Here is a 20,312-nt window from a genome sequence, read left to right on the forward strand (position 1 = left end):
CTACCTATTGAGATAAAGCCTTCCCTGTCTTGATGAGGCATTGTTCTTGTTGAATTTAATTACATAGAAATACACACCGTTCGGCGCAATCTTTCCGCCGCCCGATTCATTATCCGTGCCATCCCATGCCGGCTTGTTGATATTGCCCCTGAATAAAATATTGCCGTATCGGTTGTAGATCTCATAAGAATAATCGGGATAGAGAAATTCTATATCCGGTATGCGGAATGTATCGTTGACACTATCGCCATTTGGGGAAAAACCATCAGGTATGAAGAAATCGTACTGGGACGGATTCTCATTACAGTCTGTAAGCGAAACCGTAACTTCCAGTACTTCCGAAGACTCACAGCCAACGGACTCCGAAAATTGAACCCCGTAATACGTTTCGCCTTCCTGAAGCAGTAAATCCTGCGCCAACAGATTTCCATCTTGTGGGGCATCGTACCACCTGACCTCATCCGTTGCAGAAACATTTGCTGTCAAATCCAGCAACGTGGGCTTGTCAGCACCGCAAAAAAACGCACCATCAGTATTCAATACCGGTGGCTCAATTGTAGCTATGGATACGGTAACCATTGTCCGTGGGGATTCGCATCCCAGATTGCTCGTCTCGGACACATAATAATTGCCTTCAGTCAGTGCCGTTTCACCTGAAAGTTCGTCGGTATTTGTAGCACTGCCATACCAATGGTATTGATTTCCAAACGGAACCAACATGGAAACCGAAGGCGTTTCCTGACTGCAAAAGATAGCATTCTCAGCAGTTGGCGCTACAGGTCTGGCATTTATTTTAAAACTAGCGCCAACAGTAGTGACATTGGCTCCACACACGGTCTGGCTGTTGAGGATATTTGTGATGCTTAGCGTACTGACGCCGGAGTTTGAAAGTATTGCCGTTGGAATAATAAAAGCAGCAATTCCGGCATTTACCGGAACAATCGCCGTTTGATTTGTGGCTGAATTTGCGCCAGAAAGACTATACGTAATGGATACGGTGCTGAGATTACCAAGACCAGAAACAGAAGCGACCACCTGATCGCCCATACAAGCATCAGCAACACTGGCCGTCAACGTGGTGATGTCGGGTAGTGGATTGATGTTAAAAGACTTTTGTATGTTTCCGGTAGCGCTGCAACCCGTATCGTTGTTGGTTGCATTTATGATGGTGATTATCGTATTTCCTGTATTTGGAACCAACGCCTGCGGGATGACAAAAGTGGCACTTCCGGCGGCGACAGTAACGGTTTGGGTCTGATTGGTGGCCGAATTGATTCCGCTAAGATTGTACGTTAATGTCATGCTGTTCGCAGTTCCCAAATTTGCCAAAAGAACCGCAAGAGGCTCACCTGCGCAGACATTAGGAACAATTACATTAAAATTGCTGACAACTGGAACCGGATTAATTGAAAAGTTAACAGGGATGTTGGTTGGAGCCGGGCAACCCGTTTGTGTATCCGTAAGCGATGTTATTGTAAAAGTAGAGGTACCGGTATTGGCTGCCTGCGCTGCCGGAATATTAAAAACCGCCGCGCCTGAACTCGCAGTGAGCACCGCGCTTTGTCCGGTAAAAGTATTGGCCCCGGAGATCGAATACGCGATCCTAAAAGTCGTGATTCCCCCGAGCCCAGAAAGCAAAACGCTTACCGTCTGCCCCGTGCAAACATTTGGAACAATGGCAGACAATGAAGACACGTCGGGAAGCGGATGGACTATAAAACTGTCAGTGATACTAGCATCTACGGCACAACCAGTAACCAAATCTTTAATACTTAAAATTGTAATCCCGGTTGATCCCGTATTTAGCAAAAAAGAAGCGGGAATCGTAAAACTTCCCTGTCCGGAACTGGCGGTAAAATTGGCGGTTTGGACTGTAGTGACATTGGCGCCGCCAAGTTGGTAAGTAACACCAATGCTGGTCATGGTGTTAAGCCCCGTCAATGATATCAACGCAGATTGACCAATGCAAGCATCGGCTGCATTGATGGTGATTGCAGAAACATTTGGCAATTGATTCACGTTGAAGGCCTTCGACAATGACGCCGTGCTGGCGCAATTGGTCTGGAGGTTTATCACATTCGTGATTAATAACGTCGTACTTCCTGAAACTGCCAATAAAGATGCAGGAATGCTAAAATGGGCGACGCCATTCACTATAGCAGCGGTAATCGTTTCACCGTTAGCAATATTATTTCCCGTCAGGCTGTAAGTAAACTGATAATTCCCATCAGGCAGATAGACCGGGTTTCCGGTGACTACCACATTGGCGTCGAAGCCAAGGCAGGATTGCGTAATACTTAACGTCGCCCCTGTAAGCTTTGGGTTAGGATAGATGTGCAGCTCATCTGAAACGTCTATTATGTTGTCGCAGACGTTGTACGACTTTAGATCAATAATATGATCAATGCTGATTGTGTAAGTTCCAATATCCTGAAATAAGGCGGCATCCAATGGAAAAGTCAGAACATTTCCTGTTGCACCATAAAAAGCATCTTCAACGGTAGCCGTCCCATCAAATGTAGTTGGCCCGGTTACATGATAATCCACTGAATAATCGGAATAGGGCTTGGGCTCATTTCCCGGCGTTAAAACGACGCTATACGACGCGGTTGCAATCTCATCTTCACATATATCAGAATTCACCGTTAACGTGGCTCCCGTGAAATCGAGAATTTCTTCAATGATGATATCTATTGTCGCAGTTTTGCGGGTACAAACGGGATTCTCAGGAAAGACGGTATATTTATATTGGTATTTTCCTGGTCCGTAGGTATTGAAAACTTCCTGAAGGTTTATAACGGAATCAAACGGGCCGGATATTTGCCCTGTGCTTCCGGAATCGCCTTCAGACCACCTGCCATTGGCATCTTCACCAGATAGCTGGTCAAATAAGTTCAGATTGGTGTACAATGAAAAGTCGGCATCTTCACACAATATCAGCGGAACAGGCGTTCCAGGAACAGGCGCCCTGTATACCGTAACGACGGCTGTCACCGGGGCTGGCGCAGGACACGAACCAATTGCAGACATGGTATAAGTGAAAGAATAAGTTCCGACGCCCGGCATCGTTGCGTTAAAAATACCATCGGGTGTCACCGCTCCGGTATTGTCATTGTCAAGCCACACGCCATCAAATTGGGGATTGGGACTACTGCCATCAAAAAACTGAAACAAGTTGACATTGTCGTCGTCGCTGCATGCTGATCCATTGGGACTGGTTACGCCCACGTATCCCGCTACAGTTACCGAAACCTCTGCTGTATTGTCTGGGCATCCGGGCGAAGGCGCTACTGTATACGTAAAAACATAGACGCCGCTGTAATGAATATTCCACGCATTTAACACGCCCGTTGTCTGGTTGAGACCGCCTGAAAACGATGGGTCAGACCAAGTACCGCCTGGAACGGCAGTTGGCCCTAAAAGATCAAAAAGATTTATGCTTTGGTTTGCGGGGTCCCCATAATTGCAAATTTCTATTGCCGCGTCCACGCCCGCGCATTGCGCATGACTATTTCCCGGTGCCAGAAAAAAGAGCGTAAAAAAAGCTGATATTAAAATCCCGAGGGAACTTCTGGGTGGTACTGGCATTCGCGTTTTTGGTTGTACCAATATAACATTTATTCCTGAAAAAACCCTAAAACTTGTTATGAAGATTTTACGTCGAGCGCATCACGCAGCGCATTTCCCGTCATCATAAAGGCCAAAGTAACCAACATAATGGCAACACCCGGAACCATTGCGAGATAAGGTTTCCCCAGAATAATATAGCTGTAATGGTCCTTTATCATCCCCCCCCAACTGGGAATGGGAGGCTGCGCGCCCAGTCCAAGAAAACTTAAGCCACTTTCCACCAAAATAGCAGAGGCGAAGTTTGCCGCCGAAATAACAATCACGGGAGCCATGATATTGGGTAAGATATGGTTAAAAATAATCCTGAAATCTCCAAACCCCAAGGCCCGCGCCGCCGTGACGTATTGCATTTCCTTGACACTGATTACCTGCCCCCGCACCACACGGGCAACTTCAACCCACATCGTTAATCCAACCGCAACAAAAACCTGCCAAAATCCTTTTCCGAGCGCCAGCGTTATGGCAATGACCAGTAACAGCGTAGGGATTGACCAAATGATATTCACAAGCCACATGACGAATGCGTCTGCCTTACCGCCAAAATAGCCCCCGATAGACCCGAAAAATATCCCGACTACAAGTGAAATGAATACAGCCACGAAACCTATTGACAATGAAACCCGTGATCCTACGAGCATACGGCTTAGGACATCACGGCCATACTTGTCTGTACCCAACATAAATTTTTGCGTACTGATATACTTACGCGCTACCTCGTTCACATCCTTACATCCTTTAAACTTGTCAAGGGCAATCGACTTCGTAATCTGCAATGACGGATCTTCAGTGTATTCCCTATAAATAATAACCTTCCCTTTCAGTTGATAACTACTAATTGGCACTTCAGCATCAGTGTCTTTAAAACCAAAAAAATAGCCCACGAAGGGTCTTTCATTTTTTTCACCCGAAGGAATGGAGAGCATTTGAACTTCAAACCCAGGCTTTTTTGAGTGGATCGACAAATGCATTTTATTGGCATTCTCAGAATCGTCCGGCGCGAGTACATAGGCAAACAATGCCAAAAATAGCACTACCAGGATAAATACAAAACTGAAAACGCCCCAGAAATTCTTCCTGAATTTCCGGAGCGCTATTCCTGTAAGTGACTGATTTGTTTCGCTCATCAAAAAAGCTGTTACGACTTAACCAGTTTTTCCTTCTTTTTAAGGTTTACGGTTGGCTTCACACTGCCGTCAGGTTGAAGATCCGCAAGTATGTTCAACGCTTCCTCAATATAGGCGTCTTTTTCCAGACTTTCATGCCATCTTTTTCTCTTCTCCTTCAACACAGGGTCTTTTTCCATCATCGCCAATTCGTATGGCAAAGAAGAAAACTCGAGATTATTTTTGTATTCGTTGATGACTTTATATTTTTTAGTCTGCGCAGTAATACTTTCCTGTTCTTTCCTGAACTTGTCAATGTTCAGGCTGTATTCATTTTCATCTTTGCGCTTTCCAAGCCACTTGGCATTTTCATCAATCAGCTTAAACTGTGGGCTTTGCGTCACGCGTTTTTTACTGTTTGCAACGGCTTTGTCAAAATTTGGCTGCCTGTCCCAAACGTTATATTTCGCTGGTTCAATTTTATCCCATGGCATTGCGTGTTCAGAATCGCGCTCACCGATATCCAGATAAGAATAACGGTCTGGCATTTCCACATCGCTGCTCACGCCTTTTAACTGTGTAGAACCACCACTAATGCGGTAAAACTTTTGCGTGGTCGTTTTTAAAGCGCCGAGATCCCCCGAAGCGCTGTTCCGAACGAATTGGTTCAGGTCGATCACATTTTGAACCGTCCCTTTTCCGTAGGATTGCTTGCTTCCGATGATGACACCTCGCTTATAATCCTGGATGGCTGCTGCAAGAATTTCCGAAGCTGATGCTGAAAAATTGTTGATCATCACGACCAATGGACCATCCCATTGAATTTTATTGTCCGGATCCGGAAGCGGTTCTGCTGCTTTCCCAGTAGATTTAACCTGAACAATCGGTCCCTGATCGATAAACAAGCCTGCAATATCTACCACAGTACGAAGTGAGCCACCACCGTTATCACGCACATCGAACACCAATCCTTCCACGCCTTGTTTCTTAAGACGGTCAATCTCGATTGCAATATCCTTACCTGCGTCTCGACTGTCCTTATTTTCGAAGTCAATATAAAACTTTGGAAGGTATATAATCCCATACAATTTCCCATCTTTCCTCACGACACTTGATTTTGCATAGGTTTCCTCAATTTCTACAACATCGCGGATGATTGAAATCACTTTCATAGAACCATCTACCTTTTTTACGGTAAGTCGTACCTCCGTGCCTTTTGGTCCTTTTATCTTTTTCACGACATCGTCAATCCTCATCCCAACGACATCTACAGGCTCTTCTTTACCCTGTCCCACTTTAAGGATGATATCGCCTGCCTCCAGTTGCTTGCCTCTCCAGGCAGGTCCTCCGGAAATCAGTTCGGTAATTTCAGTAAAATCATTTTTCTTTTGAAGCCTCGCTCCGATTCCATCAAATTTACCCGAAATGCTCACATCGAACTTGTCCTTGTCTTCAGGCGCAAGGTATGACGTATGTGGATCGAAACTTTCGGCGATCGTATTGACAAAAACCGAAAAATAGTCATCTCTTGTCAGGTCCTTCACAAATCCAAAATATTCATTCAGTGACTTCAACGAGTTTTCACGGGTTTCTTTTTCGAGTTGGTCAAAAGATTTCGGGGCTTCATCTTTAGCGGTCTCCTTAGGTTTTGCAATCGGATCGACGGTTTCATCTTCGTCCACTGCGGGTTCCTCTTTGATGCCGTTCGCCTTGTCCTCCTGTAATTTCAGCCGCTCGGTCAAAGATGACAGCGTTGAAAGTTTGATTTGTTTGCGCCACTTTTCTTTAAGCTCGGCGGTATTCTTCGCGTAAGGCATTTTCTCGTAATCGATGTTGAAGCTTTCGTCGACATTGTAATCGAACGGTTTTTCGAGGATGCCTTTGTAATAACTTTTACTTTCCTCCATACGTTGCATCAAACGATTGTAGGTTAGGTCAAAAAACGTCAATTCCTTGTTCCTGATCTGGTCGTCAATCAGCGTTTCATATTTGGAAAATTCATCTATATCCGACTGTAGGAAAAAGCGCTTTGACGGATCGAGCGCGTTCAGGTAATCTTTATAGACCCCTTTGGAAAAATTGTCGTCAATATCTTTCGGCGCGTAGTGCCCTTTGTTAATGACGAAACTTAACAATTCCAACAACAATTTGTCTTTTTCAGGATCGTTTTTATCCGTTCTCGGAATAAAACTCCACAGCGCCACCGACAGGGCAGCGACAACCAGTAGTACTTTATAATTTCTTTTCATAAAATTCATAATTGCATTCATCAATTTCGCGTCTAAAATTACATAAAAACCATGCCAATGATTTTCGGTGCCGCATAATTTTTTGTTAAACATGCTAAAATAGGAAGTTCAGGTCAAAAATGCTTATTTTAGCACAGATTTTTCTCGCCATCAGGACGAAATAAATCAACTGAACTCTGAACCCCAGCCCCGATTGCAGCGGCATCCTTTTTTATCTTAGTCTTCAGACAGATAAAAAAGATACAGCGGAAAGCGGGAAATTGCTCCTCAAAAAAATGACTCAAAGGCCTCTTATTTTAGTAACAAACGACGACGGTATCCTCGCACCGGGAATCAGGATGCTGATTTCCATTATGAAAGAGATTGGCGATGTGGTGGTGGTAGCGCCCGACAAGCCCCAAAGTGCGATGGGACATGCCATCACCATCAACAACACCCTTTACCTGAACAAGATCTCTGCAGAAGGCGATGCGCTTGAATACAGTTGTTCCGGCACTCCGGTAGACTGTGTTAAGTTGGCTGTAAACGAAATTCTGCACCGTAAACCCGACTTGTGTGTTTCGGGTATTAACCATGGATCCAACTCTTCTATCAACGTGATTTACTCCGGGACGATGAGTGCCGCGGTGGAAGCCGGTATTGAAGGCATTCCGGCGATTGGCTTTTCGCTGTTGGACTACGACTGGAATGCGGATTTCGGGCAGGCGGGAAAATTTATCCATAAAATTGCTTCATATGTTCTGGCAAATGGACTTTCGAACGGCACGATCCTGAATGTCAATATTCCGAAGCTACAGGAAGCGGACATCAAGGGAATTAAAATCTGCCGCCAGGCAAAGGCCATCTGGATGGAAAAATTTGACAAGCGGCAAACCCCGCAGGGCAAGGACTACTATTGGCTGACCGGTGAGTTTGTAAACCAAGATAGCGGAGAGGACACAGACGAGTGGGCGCTGGCAAATCATTATATTTCGGTGGTTCCGGTACATTATGACATGACCGCCCATTACGCGATACAGGAACTTAATTCATGGAACATCAATGGGTAAATTGCATTTGGTATACGGCGCGCTGATTGGTATCGCCGCGACGGTTTTAGGCAGTCTTATTTTTACTAAAGTCGCTTTTCCTTCACTGAGTTTTGCTGAAGGCCTTGCGACACTGAAAGCCGGAAACCAATTGGGCAAAGTGATCACGATTGGCGCCGTACTAAATCTCATCGCTTTTTTTACATTGTTAAAACTGAGAAAAGAACAAATGGCCTGGGGTGTGATCTATGGTACGGTTTGTATCGCGATTGCAACCATTTTTGTATGAAAACTATTGGTATGAAATATTACATTATAGCCGGCGAAGCTTCCGGTGATTTACATGGTTCGAACCTGATGAAGGCGCTTTACCGCGAGGATCCTGATGCTGAAATCCGGTTTTGGGGTGGTGATTTGATGCAGGAAGCAGGTGGCACTTTGGTAAAACACTACCGCGAACTCGCATTTATGGGTTTCGCCGAGGTTTTGGCGAACATTAAAACCATTTTTTCCAATATTAAATTCTGCAAGGCCGACATTTCCCAGTTTCAACCTGACGCCCTCATATTCATTGATTACCCTGGTTTTAACATGCGCATTGCGAAATGGGCGAAACCCCTTGGCATAAAAACATGTTACTATATCTCGCCGCAGATCTGGGCGTGGAAAGAAAACCGCATCAAATCAATCCGTCGCGATGTGGATAAACTGTATGTGATCTTACCATTTGAGAAGGAATTTTATGAAACTAAGCATCATTTCCCGGTCACATTCGTAGGGCATCCGTTGATTGATGCGATCCATGACAGGCAGCAAAAACCGTATGCCGATTTTATTTCCGAAAACCATCTTGAGGACGCGCCGATCATTGCGGTCCTTCCCGGCAGCAGAAAGCAGGAAATCACAAAAATGCTCGCGGTGATGCTTAGCATTACAGCTGATTTTCCGGGGTACCAATTTGTGATTGCGGGCGCACCCAGCCAGGACTTTTCGTTTTATCAGCCGTTTCTTCACCACGCCAACATTAAATTCATTTCAAATAAGACATACGACCTTCTGGGCCATGCCACCGCGGCGATGGTTACGTCAGGAACGGCGACACTGGAAACCGCACTATTTAAAGTTCCGGAGGTGGTTTGCTATAAAGGCGGGTGGATTTCTTACCAAATCGCCAAACGGATTATTACGCTTAAATTTATTTCGTTGGTAAACCTTATTATGGACGAGGAAGTGGTTACGGAATTAATTCAGGACGAATGCAACGCTAAAAACCTGCGGAGAGAAATGAAAAAGCTTTTGGATGGAAATTACAGAACCAGGCTGTTAAAGCAGTATGACATCCTTGAAGAAAAGTTGGGAGGCACCGGAGCAAGTGCCAAAACAGCGGAATTAATTGTTAATTTCGTCAGGAAATCGATATAAAAACGACCCCTAATCCAAAACCCTTAATACCAATATTTTAAGATGTAATTTTAAAGCGAAAATTGTCGTTCTTTAAAAGTTACGAACAACTTTAAGTGTTAAAATATAACTTTTTGGGTAAATTTTGATATCTTTGCACCAGAAGCGATACTAAAGCTTCGCCCACAGGCGTTGTCATTATTCTGAATACGCTACGCCAAAAAATTCATACCGAATTTTATTTATAAATCTAAATTGTGAAGGCTTTAATGGCCTTACATGAAAAATAAAAAATAAAATATGTCCGTAACAAAAAACACTGTTTTCCTTTTAACGCTTTTATTGTGTTTCTCATTTGGCCATGCCCAAATCATAACTTCAAAAAAAGAAGCGATAAAAAAGGGTGTTTATGAAAAGCCGGCAGACAAAAAAAATTCCTCGACTACAACTGCGAATACTGATAAGCCAAAGTTGATTGCTTACACTGACACGAAGCCTAAAGAAACCGTAAAAGAAGTAAAAGCTACCAACAAACCTAAAAAAACAACGGCTGTCATCAACGAAACCAATGACGATGACCTCTTTTTTGAACCTTTGGACAATTATCTTGGGATGCAGATGGTCAACAATGCGCTGGCATTTGTTGGGGTTAGATACCACGGCGGAGGAACGACTACTGCGGGAATGGATTGTTCCGGAATGGTGACTGCGGTATTCAATATTTTTGACATTAAATTACCAAGGAGCTCAAACGACATGGCCAAGGTTGGGGAAAAGCTCGACCGGAAAGATGTTCGTACAGGCGACCTGATATTTTTCCGTACTAACGGCAAGAGTGTCATCAATCATGTAGGTATGGTCGTTGAAGTCAAAGATGATGAGATAAAATTTGTACACTCTTCCACACAAAGCGGCGTCATTGTTTCGTCTACCAAAGAGCCCTATTACCAACGAACTTTCGCACAGGTAAACCGCGTAGTCGGAACCCTGTAATCTTCACCACCCGTTTTTTAACATTTTTTCCGAAATCTCCGTAAAGTTAGCACTACGGATGGCAGTACTTTTACATCATGACCTAAAGGCCGGATGTAAATCAACTATATGCCACGTAGTATACAATTAATTATCACTTCTCATGTGCCGGCCTTTTTTGGTTTGTTTGGGTTATCTTGCAGGTTAAGCAGAAGGGGTATTAGGGGCCCCTTCTCTTAATCAGTATGAAAGCGCTTCAATTCCCTCTCTCCCGAATCACCTTATTTTTTGTCGTTGGGATTATTATCAACGCAAACGTCAACTTCTCGTTTCTGACTACAATTTGCCTTACGATAGTTTGTTTGATTATTGCTGTCATGGGGTGGATAACTGCAAAACAACACCTTCGCAGTAACCTTTTCTTCGGAGTAATCATTGCCATTTTATCGGTTTGCTGTGGTGCCTTCACGTTAACCGCTCACAACGACTATCTACATCAAGACCATTATAAATATCTGGTTGGACCAAAAAACCAGATGCATTTACTGCGCGTTACCGTAACTGAAAAATTAAAAACCACTGCGACTAAACAAAGGTACATTGCTAACGTTAATTCTTTTGACGGAAAAAGCTGTATCGGGAAAATACTATTGAATATAGACCGGAAAACCCCAATCATGGGAAAGCTTCCTATCGGTTCTGTGATTATGGTAACCGGCAGGATCACGCCACACGCTCCGACCTATAACCCGGCACAGTTCGACTACGGGAAATACCTCGACAACAAACGGGTTGCCGCCCAGCTGGAGCTCAACGGTGCATCGGTGCACATCATAGGCACGAACAAAAATATGTATTACTATGCCGCTGCGATCAGGGAACGCATTATTTCAAACTTGCAAAAAAGCCATTTCGGGGAGAAAGAACTTGCCGTAATCGCCGCTTTAATTTTGGGACAGCAGCAGGAAATCGCACCTGAAATTATCAAGGATTATCAGTACGCGGGGGCTGTGCATGTGCTTTCTGTTTCAGGCTTGCATGTGGGCTATCTGATGTTGTTCGTCAACTTTGTGCTTTCCAGACTGCCCAAGACCAAAAAGGCGAACTTAATTCGCGTAACAACTGTATTGATTGCGTTATGGACCTTCACATTTATCGCCGGACTTTCGCCGTCGGTTATCAGGTCTGCGACGATGTTTTCATTCGTGGCTGTTGGGATGTACCTGAAACGTGAAACTTATATATTCCACACACTCCTGGCATCGATGCTATCAATACTGATTGTCTCTCCTCATTTTTTATTCGACGTCGGCTTTCAATTAAGCTATACCTCCCTGTTCTATATCTTATGGCTGGAACCATATCTATCAGGATTGTGGAAGCCAAAATCAAGGGCCATAAAATACGTTCGTGATATTATGACCGTTTCCGTCGCAGCACAGATTGGCGCGTTGCCGCTTAGTATCTATTACTTCCACCAGTTTCCTGGCTTGTTCTTTATCACCAATTTGATTATACTTCCAGGACTAGGGGTTATTATGGCGTTCGGTGTGACTACAATGCTATTGGCAGCTGTCGGATTTGTACCACATTTCCCATCGAAAACACTGGAGTGGATGGTATGGGCACTGAACAAGACCATTGGGTGGATTGCGTCTTTTGAAACGTTTATTATCAAAGACATTCCTTTGAACCTACTCATGATGGCCGGGCTGTATTTATTCATTGTATGTCTGTTTTTGTATCTCATGACGCGCGTTTACAACCGGGCCATACTAATGTTAACATCGCTGGTAACTTTACAATGCATTTTCATTGGAACACACTGGCGTATGCAATCTGAACAGGAGCTCACCGTGTTCCGTTGTAGAAAAAGCAGCCTGATTTGCATCCGTAAAGGTGAAACCATCATACCGTTCAGTAATGACAGTACTTTAAAACGAATCGATGAGATCAGAGAATTAAATCCGTACCGAATTTCGAAATTCAGCATTGTTGCTGAAAGGCAGTCCATTCCAAACTTTCTATTCTATAATGGTCGAAAAATTTATATCATGGACAGTTCCGGAATTTACCCGAGCAATTTGAAACCAGAGGTATTGCTATTGACATCTTCTCCAAAGGTCAATTTGGAAAGGATCCTGAGTATCCATAAGCCTCAAATAATCGTTGCAGATGCATCCAACTATAAAAGTTACGTCAAACTGTGGGGACAAACCTGCTATAAACAAAAAATCCCTTTTCATGCCGTGGCTGAAAAGGGATATTTTCAAATTCGATAATGTTATTTTTTAAGAATCACATTGGTTTGCTTGATCCATTCCTGGGCACCACCATAAACATAGCCGATACTGCCTAATCGTTCAAAAGCAAACTGCTCATTGTTTTTAGAAGGCGTTACCAGCCAGACAGTGGGATAGCCGCGAATGGCAAACATTTGTCCCAAGTCATTATTTTGCTTGGCGAGTTCGGGTTCAAGCTGTTTGCGTTTCGGAAAATCGAGCTCCACAAGGATCACATTTTCATTCGCCCATTTTGCGAAATCAGCGGTTTTGAATACTTCTTTCTGTAACTTGTTACACCAGCCGCACCAATCACTACCGGTGAAAAACATCATCAATGGCTTTTTCGTCTTTATTGAAAGCTCTGAGGCCTCTTTAACATCTGTATACCATTTTAAATCCTGGGATCTGGCAGCAAGTGCAAACAGCACCATTACTGTCAGAATAATACTTTTTTTCATTCAAACTAAATTTTAGAGTTCTGGTAATAATTGGGCTGCCGTGCGGAATCCGGTAAATGTATTGGAAACTTCTCCCTGCCCTTCTAAAATCACAATCGTTGGATAGGAATCAATTTTGAGCAGCTTCACGAAATCGTGGGTAGCATTTTTCGCCTTGGCCTTCTTTGTTGCATCAAACTCGGGGTTGGTATATTTTTTCCCCTTATACGTCACTTCAGCATTTGACTCGGCATTGAATTTTACCGCATAATAGTTTTCGGAAATAAACGCCGCGAGCTTCTTATCCTTAAATGTTTTCTTGTCCATCTTTTTACATTCGCCACACCAATTGGTGTACACCTCCATAAAAATTGGTTTTGGATTCGACTTTTGCGCGGTGAGGGCCTCATCGAGTGTCATCCATTTAATATCCTGTGCATTTGCTGAAGCAAAAAGTGCAATTGTAAAAAGAGTTAGCATTAATTTTTTCATAGTTGTATCTATTTAACCCCCTGCATGAGTTTTTTAATTAAAGGAGATATTGCAATCATAACGACGCCCGCAATCAGCGCATAAAGTGCCAATTGTTGGTATCCATCCGCGTATACGATGAGTTTTTGTGCATTAGTTGATTCCTCAGAAGCCTCAGCGATATTAGCACCAAGGATTCCAGCAAAATATTGCCCATAAGCGCTGGCAAGAAACCACATTCCCATAACAACAGCCTGCGTTTTTTGTGGAGATAACTTTGTCATCGCCGACATCCCAATGGGGGAAAGGCAGAGCTCTCCAAAAGTAATCACGAACCATCCAAATGTAAATAGCCCAAGTGAAGTCCGTCCATTTAAATCGGCGAAGAATTTTGTATAATAAAAAATCCAAAATCCTCCAGCAAGGAACAAGAATCCTAATCCAAACTTGACTATAGTGTTGGGCTCAATTTTTCTTTTAGCCATCCATAACCAGACCAATCCTACTAGGGCAGCAAATGCTATTACGAAAAAAGAATTGGCGGCATTATTCACCCCATTAGGGCTTAATGTAATGCCCAATACTTCGTTATTCAAATTATTTGCAGCAAACAAACTCAGTGAACCGCCGCTTTGCTCAAAAAATGCCCAGAAAAAAATGGAAAAAATGATGAATACCAATGCTGCCATCAGTTTCTTATTTTCTACCACGGAAAAGTTACGCATCTCATAAAACAGGTACAAAATTGAAGCAGGGCCAATAATATACATAAACCATTTTGTGTACTCTGTGTTTTCGACCATCATAATGATGGCAGGGACGATAGCCAATGAACCGATGAATGTAAGCATTTCATACAGTTTCTTCTTAGAAGTATCGATATTCAGTAATGGCGACAAACCGATACTTCCGAGACTCTTTTGCGTTTGTGTAAAGGTTAACAAACTGATAATCATTACCACCGCAGCGAAGCCAAAACCGACGTTCCACCTTAAATGTTCCGGAACAAGCGACTTCCACATCGAACCTTCAGCGACCGCAATGCACAGATAACCACCAATCAAAGCACCGAGGTTTACACCCATGTAAAAGAAAGAAAATCCAGCATCCCTCCTCGGATCATTGTCACGATATAGCTGCCCTACCATCGACGAAATATTTGGTTTAAAAAAGCCTGTCCCCACGATGGTAAAGCCAATTCCTATGAAAAAGAAATTCTTCGGATCAATCGACAGTATGATGCTGCCGACAATCATCAAAATTCCGCCCCAAAAAAGTGATTTCCTTAATCCCAGGATCTTATCCGCGAACAATCCTCCAATAAATGTAAAAGCGTAAACCCAAGCTTGGGTGGCTCCGTATTGCAGGTTGGCGACTTTCTCGTCCATACCAAGATGCCCCACCATAAACACAACCAACATCCCGCGCATGCCATAAAAGCAAAAACGCTCCCACATTTCGCTGAAAAATAGGTACCACAACTGCTTAGGGTATTTCCCTTTGAAGCTTTGGATTTCTTCGATATCTGAATAAGGAACCTGCTCCATATTAGCGTACGCCGTGCATCATTTTCTTAAGTACTGGTGTAAGCAGGAAAAGAATCACTGCCGCAAGTCCTGTAAGTGCAACAAACACCATGAAAAATTCAAATAAGTTGTGGATTTCGAAACCGGCAAATACTGGGTTGTGATCACTGATTTGATTGTCTGCCAATAGTTTTGCCTGTTCAGCAGTCAGCGTGATTTTCTTGTCAAGTACATCCTGCAAGTTAATGCCAAGTTCTTTCGCTTTGTTAAATTTATCGCCTGTAGACGGCAAAATCGATCCTAATGTTCCTGCCAGCGCATATCCAGATGCATTTGATAAGAAAAACACACCGTAAAGCAACGAAGAAAATCGTTTTGGAGACAGTTTACCTACCAAAGAAAGTCCAATTGGCGACAGGCATAATTCGGCACATGTTTGAATCAGGTATAATAAAATCAACCATTTGATTGCTAAAAGTCCATCATTCCCTAAATCCTTTACATTGTGGGCAATAATAAAATAACTGATCGCTATTAACGCAAGACCGAATGATTGTTTCATCGGCGAAATAGGCTCTCTTCCTTTACTTCTCAAATAATCCCAAAGCATGCTGAATGGGACCGCAAAAGCAACAACAAAAAGTCCGTTAAAGATTTGAACCATCGACGGTGGCATATTCCACCCAAAGAAGTTACGGTCGGTCTGGTTATCTGCAATAAAGGTGAGTGAAGATCCCGCCTGCTCAAAGGCTGCCCAAAAGAAGATCACGAAAAAGGCTACGATGTAAATTACAAAAATCCGATCACGTTCCACTTTCGTTAGGGAAGTATCTGAAATAATCAAGCCTGCCAGGGTGAGTCCACTCGAGTAAATTAGGGTATAAATCAGGTTTTGGCCGCCAACGAAATGTATCAGTGCACCCAATCCAAGAAAAGCAAACACTGCAATAATTAAAGATTTCTGAGAAAATACCGCTTTTTGTGATTCTCCTTCCTCAAAATCTGATGCATCATTCTTTGATGGCAATCCTCCCAAAGGCCTTCCTTCCGGCGTCACCACATATTTGTTTTTAAGCACATAAAAAACCGCTGTTCCGATCAACATCGCTATCGACGCTGCCAAAAATCCCCATTTGAACGCATGGATGTCACGAATTCCGCCAGCATCTTTTACGTCACCAATAATTGGGCAGATCAATTGGCCAAGAAATGCACCAAGGTTGATTCCCATGTAGAAAATGGTAAACGCGGTATCGAGCTTGCTTTTTTCCTGTTTTGGATACAGGCTACCCACCATACTGGAAATATTTGGTTTGAAAAATCCATTCCCAAAAATGATAATCCCAAGTGCCAACCACATCAGATTGTTGGCGAGCCCAATGTTAGTGCCAAAAATACTGGCGCTTCCAAAAAGCAACAATTGGCCTACAGCCATCATCAAGCCCCCAAGCAGGATACAATTCCTGTTTCCAAAAAAACGATCAGCAATAAAGCCACCCAACATCGGCGTGAGATAGCAAAGACCAAGGAATCCACCATAAATTAATGAGGCATCCTCTTCTTTCATCATCAGAGAATTGACAAGGAATAATGTCAGGATGGCTCTCATTCCATAGAAATTGAACCTTTCCCACATCTCAGTCCCGAATAATACCCAAAGACCTTTTGGATGTCCCGTTTTTACAGCTATTTCACTCATACTTTCTAATTTTTATTTTTGGTTGGTTAAATTATAAATTTTCTTTGATAAAATTCGTCATTTTATTATAAAGCTGGATTCTCGTCATACCGCCATAAATCCCGTGGTTCTTGTCGGGATAGATTGCCCAGTCAAATTGTTTGTTCGCGTTGACGAGCGCCTCAATCATGCGCATCGAGTTTTGGACATGCACATTGTCGTCTGCAGAGCCATGTACCAGAAGAAATTTCCCTTTCAGCAACTTCGCAAAATTAAGCGGGGAATTGTCATCATAACCTCCTGCATTTTCCTGGGGTGTCTGCATATATCGCTCCGTGTAGATGCTGTCATAAAACCTCCAACTCGTAACCGGCGCCACCGCGATGGCCATTTTAAACACATCGCTCCCTTTCAGGATGCAATTTGACGACATAAAACCGCCATAGGACCATCCGAAAATGCCAATCCTCGATTTGTCAACATACGCATAATTACCAAATACTTTTGCTGCATCAATCTGGTCTTCGACTTCATATTTCCCAAGCTGCTTCTGTGTTACTTTCTTAAAATCAGCACCACGGAAACCAGTTCCACGGCCGTCAACACAGGCCACTATATATCCCATTTGTGACAACATCATAAACCAGTAATCGTCCGAAGCATGCCACTCATTGTTTACCTGCTGAGATCCCGGCCCTGAATATTGGTACATAAAAACAGGGTATTTCTTGTTGGCGTCGAAATCTTTCGGCTTAATCATCCACGCGTTGAGTTCGTTGCCTTTCTCCGTTTTAAGCATAAAAAATTCCTTCTGGGGCAGGTCATACTTTTTTAATTTGTCTGACAGCGCATCGTTGTTTACGATCGACTTCAGTTCTTTCCCAGTTTTGGAATCGTTCAGCGTGTACAATGGCGGAATGGTGGCGCTTGAATAGGCATTGATAAAATATTGGAAATTTGGGCTGAAGGTTCCAGCATTGGTGCCTGTTTTTGCCGTTAGCCTCGTTTTATTTTTCCCATCCAGTCCAATCTTATAAACGTCGCGGTTTATAGATCCATTTTCAGTAGATTGGTAATATACCATCTTATTTTTTTCGTCAAGGCCATAATAGCCCGTGATTTCCCAATTGCCTTTTGTGAGTTGGTTAATGAGTTTCCCGCTCTTGTTGTATAAATATATGTGGTTAAACCCATCTTTTTCACTGGTCCATATAAAACTGTTGTCTTTTAGAAATGTCAGGTTGTCCGTGATGTCGATGTAAGCCTTGTCTTTTTCGTTCAGAATTACCTTGGCTTCCGCCGTATTTCCATCCACAAAAATGAGGTCAAGATTATCCTGGTGGCGGTTGATTACCTGCACACTCAGCACATTCGATTCATTGGTCCACTTAATCCTTGGGATATAAAAGTCGCTGTAGTTCCCAAGTTTCACCGTGGTATCCTTGCCGCTATTTCTCAAATCGATAAGGTGCAACGACACCTCTGAGTTCTTCTCTCCAGCTTTCGGATATTTAAACGTTTCGACTGTCGGGTACAATTCCTGGGCATAAACATTCATTGAAAATTCCGGCACCTGGCTTTCGTCAAAACGGATGTAAGCGATTTTACTGCCGTCAGCACTCCAGTCAAACGCGCGTACGAACGCAAATTCTTCTTCATAAACCCAATCGGTGATGCCATTAATGATTGCGTTCTTTTTGCCGTCAAAAGTCAATTGCGTGGTTTTGGCGGAAGAAAGCTCATAAACATAAAGGTTGTTCTGTTTCGCAAAAGCGACTTTGGTCCCATCAGGCGAAAATACGGGTTCCTGAACCTGGTCGGCCAGTTTGGTTATTTTCTTCGCCGTCAAATCATAAATGTAAAAATCTGCCGTAAACGAATGCCTGAAGATCTGGTTCGAATTGTTGGCTATAAGCAGCATTTTCTCGTCTTTGCTAAAAGTATAACTGTCAATTCCGGCTGCGAGTTCGGGAAAATCGCGGCTGTCTACTAAAGTCGACACTTTGGCTAAAGTAGCAAAGTCATACAGATCTACCTGCATACTACGCGTGGCGCGCATGGCATTTAAAATGGTATATTGATTGGTGTTTTGGAGCGATTGCAGTTCATCCATCCCTTTGGGCCTGAAACTGCCCATGTAAATGTCCTCGATGGTAATCTTTTGCTGCGCCGAAACTGATAATGTCGTGAAAACCAGCAGCGCAATAATTTTGTATAATTTCATTAGCTTGACAAGATATAAAAACCGTCAATTTTAGTGAAAAATTTACAATTAATGGCATTTTTTTCTGTTAAATGAAATTTTCCGGATTCAGTTCGCTCGTTTTTCTCAAAACAGACTTAACTGCCCTCCTTTATATTGTTCATACAAATCGAGATTTAGTTCCAGGAAACTTCTGCCGGCAAAAAACTTTTTCCTGGCGATGGCCATTTGTGACCGAATCATTTGCGCAAATTCTCCATCGCCACGCATCCGGTCGCCCCAGCGGCTGTCATTCAGCGTTCCGTTATGGCATGCCTTAATCTGGTTGAGTACTTTATCGGCACGGTCAGGCATCGCCTTATGAATCTAATCGGTGAAAATTTCCCCAATCGCGCCGTTCAGCCTCACTACGGTATGCACGATGGAGACGGCACCCGCGTCGGCTGCAGCTTTCGCCAGGGGCAGGATTTCGTGGCTGTTGATTCCGGGAATAATTGGTGCAAGCATGACATTCACCGGAACCCCGTTATCGGAAAGCAACTTTACCGTTTCAAGCCTTTTCTTTATCGTAGCGGTCCTTGGCTCGAGTAATTGGCGCGTTTTCTCATTTAAAGAAGTGATCGACACGTTCACGCCGATAAGATTGTCCTTTGCCAGTTCACTAATGATATCCATATCCCTTGAAATCAGCGCATTTTTTGTTATGATTGCCACCGGGTGCCTGTATTTCAGAAAGACCTGAAGGCATTCACGCGTAATTTTAAATTGCTTCTCAGCGGGCTGGTAACAGTCGGTATTTCCTGACATCACAATAGTCTGGGCCTTCCAGTTTTTGCTTTTGAGCTTTTCTTCCAATAAAGCAGGTGCATTCTTCTTCACCATAATTTTGCGTTCAAAATCCAATCCGGCACTATAACCCCAATATTCGTGGCTGTTCCGTGCAAAACAATAAATACACCCATGTTCACAGCCCTGATAGGCGTTCATCGAGTATTCCATCCCTACATCAGGACTTTCGACTCTATTTACAATTGTTTTTGGGAACACTTCGAGGTAATGCGTTCGATTGTCGTCGGGTTTGTCTCCTTCTGCTTCACAATAGTTCAGGAAGTCATCCAGCATTTCATAAGATTGGCTGAAGAATCGGTTATCAACATTTTTTTGTGCACCCCTACCCTTGATATATTGACTTTCCTCCTGCATCCGTTTTTTTCTAAAAATACATTTGTAACAAGACACAAAAAAATCGAGGCTGTTAAAAATTAAAGGCTGTTGATAAGTTTGATGTAGCGTTTTTCTTCCATTGGGCATTTAGATAATTCCTCGACA

General features: G+C 43.3%; 13 protein-coding genes and 1 pseudogene. 5 read left to right on the forward strand and 9 right to left on the reverse strand.

Annotation, left to right across the window (positions count from 1 at the left end; translation table 11 throughout):
- From CFE23_RS00090 to CFE23_RS00100, 3 genes are read right to left on the reverse strand one after another with little or no spacing between them, the layout of a single operon-like run.
- Positions 1-3,588: a gliding motility-associated C-terminal domain-containing protein gene (locus CFE23_RS00090; protein WP_291082196.1), complete on the reverse strand. Its 3,588-nt coding sequence runs from the start codon at positions 3,586-3,588 to the stop codon at positions 1-3.
- A gap of 56 nt (positions 3,589-3,644) precedes the next feature.
- Complete coding sequence (locus CFE23_RS00095) at positions 3,645-4,754, reverse strand: ABC transporter permease (protein ID WP_291082199.1); 1,110 nt, start codon at positions 4,752-4,754, stop codon at positions 3,645-3,647.
- Positions 4,755-4,765: 11 nt separating this feature from the next.
- The gene (locus CFE23_RS00100) at positions 4,766-7,003 is read right to left on the reverse strand and encodes a carboxy terminal-processing peptidase (protein WP_291082201.1); all 2,238 of its coding nucleotides are present in this window, start codon (positions 7,001-7,003) and stop codon (positions 4,766-4,768) included.
- A 254-nt stretch (positions 7,004-7,257) separates the two neighbouring features.
- Here CFE23_RS00100 and surE point away from each other — a divergent pair, with 254 nt between their 5' ends.
- The 5 genes from surE to CFE23_RS00125 all read left to right on the forward strand — a co-directional run bounded on the left by surE (position 7,258) and on the right by CFE23_RS00125 (position 12,665).
- Positions 7,258-8,031: a 5'/3'-nucleotidase SurE gene (surE, locus tag CFE23_RS00105; protein WP_291082204.1), complete on the forward strand. Its 774-nt coding sequence runs from the start codon at positions 7,258-7,260 to the stop codon at positions 8,029-8,031.
- Positions 8,024-8,299 carry a hypothetical protein gene (locus CFE23_RS00110; RefSeq protein WP_291082207.1) on the forward strand — a complete coding sequence of 92 codons (276 nt, stop codon included), beginning with the start codon at positions 8,024-8,026 and terminating at the stop codon, positions 8,297-8,299. Before surE ends, CFE23_RS00110 begins: the two co-directional genes overlap by 8 nt.
- An 11-nt stretch (positions 8,300-8,310) precedes the next feature.
- Positions 8,311-9,432 (forward strand): lipid-A-disaccharide synthase, encoded by a 1,122-nt coding sequence (gene lpxB / locus CFE23_RS00115; RefSeq protein ID WP_291082210.1) that lies wholly within the window; start codon positions 8,311-8,313, stop codon positions 9,430-9,432.
- A gap of 279 nt (positions 9,433-9,711) precedes the next feature.
- Complete coding sequence (locus CFE23_RS00120) at positions 9,712-10,404, forward strand: C40 family peptidase (RefSeq protein WP_291082213.1); 693 nt, start codon at positions 9,712-9,714, stop codon at positions 10,402-10,404.
- Positions 10,405-10,628: 224 nt separating this feature from the next.
- On the forward strand, positions 10,629-12,665 hold the full coding sequence (locus CFE23_RS00125; protein WP_291082216.1) for a ComEC/Rec2 family competence protein: 2,037 nt from the start codon (positions 10,629-10,631) through the stop codon (positions 12,663-12,665).
- A 2-nt stretch (positions 12,666-12,667) separates the two neighbouring features.
- Here CFE23_RS00125 and CFE23_RS00130 read toward each other — a convergent pair whose 3' ends face one another.
- The 6 genes and pseudogenes from CFE23_RS00130 to CFE23_RS00155 form a co-directional block, all read right to left on the reverse strand.
- Positions 12,668-13,126 (reverse strand): thioredoxin family protein, encoded by a 459-nt coding sequence (locus CFE23_RS00130; protein ID WP_291082219.1) that lies wholly within the window; start codon positions 13,124-13,126, stop codon positions 12,668-12,670.
- A 12-nt stretch (positions 13,127-13,138) separates the two neighbouring features.
- Positions 13,139-13,597: a thioredoxin family protein gene (locus CFE23_RS00135; RefSeq protein ID WP_291082222.1), complete on the reverse strand. Its 459-nt coding sequence runs from the start codon at positions 13,595-13,597 to the stop codon at positions 13,139-13,141.
- Positions 13,598-13,605: 8 nt separating this feature from the next.
- A complete protein-coding gene (locus CFE23_RS00140; protein WP_291082225.1) occupies positions 13,606-15,123 on the reverse strand; it encodes a peptide MFS transporter in 1,518 nt (505 codons plus the stop codon).
- 1 nt (position 15,124) lies between these two features.
- Positions 15,125-16,801, reverse strand: coding sequence for a peptide MFS transporter (locus CFE23_RS00145; protein ID WP_291082228.1), 1,677 nt, complete (start codon positions 16,799-16,801; stop codon positions 15,125-15,127).
- Positions 16,802-16,832: 31 nt separating this feature from the next.
- The gene (locus tag CFE23_RS00150) at positions 16,833-19,004 is read right to left on the reverse strand and encodes a S9 family peptidase (protein ID WP_291082231.1); all 2,172 of its coding nucleotides are present in this window, start codon (positions 19,002-19,004) and stop codon (positions 16,833-16,835) included.
- A 105-nt stretch (positions 19,005-19,109) separates the two neighbouring features.
- Positions 19,110-20,186, reverse strand: a pseudogene (locus CFE23_RS00155) (PA0069 family radical SAM protein).
- Between the last annotated feature and the right edge of the window lie 126 nt (positions 20,187-20,312).

This window comes from Flavobacterium sp. BFFFF1 (assembly GCF_002256285.1).
Taxonomy (GTDB): Bacteria; Bacteroidota; Bacteroidia; order Flavobacteriales; family Flavobacteriaceae; genus Flavobacterium.